This window comes from Paracoccus sp. S4493, from assembly GCF_000967735.1.
GTDB classification, from domain to species: Bacteria; Pseudomonadota; Alphaproteobacteria; order Rhodobacterales; family Rhodobacteraceae; genus Paracoccus; species Paracoccus marcusii.
The window spans coordinates 1-1,057 of record NZ_JXYF01000274.1; the positions used below are offsets into that span (position 1 = coordinate 1).

1 pseudogene is annotated in these 1,057 nt (G+C 66.2%); it reads right to left on the reverse strand.

What is annotated here, in order from left to right:
* Nucleotides 1–1,057: pseudogene (locus tag TW83_RS21300) on the reverse strand (hypothetical protein); the annotation flags it as partial.

Below are 1,057 nucleotides of genomic sequence, written 5' to 3' on the forward strand. Positions count from 1 at the left end.
TGGGCGCATCCTCGACGCTGGCCGCGCTGAGGCGCGTTGCGGCATGTCCGGTCAGAACCTCTGCCTCGATTGCCTCGGCGCGATCTTCGGGCCGAACCCATGCGGCCGTTTCGCCCAGGGTGCCATCATTGCGGACATAGATGAACACCCCGGCAACGGCGCGCTGCGCGTCAGTGAAGCCGCCTTCAACGATGTTCGTCAGGTCGGCAAATTCGGCTTGGCCCGCCTCGTCCAGAACGTCGCCCTCGGCCAACTCTGCCAGTTCGTCGTAACGCTCGCTCTGTTCTTCGCTCAGGACGCCCGGAACAGGATAGATGCGGTCCAGCTTCTCGGCAGTCCCGTAGGGGACATAGCTGTCAGGCATGGCCTCGACCCATTTCCAGACTTCACCAATCTTTGCCGCTGCCTCGTCCATCTTTTCGGTGAACAGGCGGGCCAGCAGATCGCCATCGTGAAGCGCGGTCGTGTCGCTGAACAGATCGCGGTTCATCCGCCCGCCCGCTGCGGTGTAGGCGTCCAGTCCGACAAACAGGGCGCGGCGGTCGGTGCCGCTGATCGCTTCCGGCTGCAAAGCCTGCTTGATGCGGTATTCGGACACGTCACGGCCCATCACCTCGGCCAGAACCTGCAAGGTCAGAGCCTCGTCCTGGGACACGGTGAAGGCTTTCGCCATGCCGAGGCTGATCTGACCTGCCTTCAAGGCGTCCAGAACGGGGACGGGAAGTGCTGCCAGCGCAAGGCGGCGGTATACATGCGCCTCGGTCTTGCCGAAGCTGCGGGCGATGGTGGACACGTCTGCGCCTGCCTCCTTCATCCGGCCATAGGCGCGGATTTCATCGGCGGGGGCCAGATCCTCGCGGGCGGCGTTCTCGGCGCTGGCCCATGCCCGCGCAGTGGCCTCGTCGGGGGCGATGCGGACCGGAACGGAGGCCAGTTCCGGGTGCCGCTTGGTCACGGTCGGGTCACGCTCGACGGCGCGGGCAATGGCGCGCAGCCTGCGGCCCCCGGCGACGATGCCGACGCGACCATCCGCGTCAACGGTGCCGGACAGGTTCTG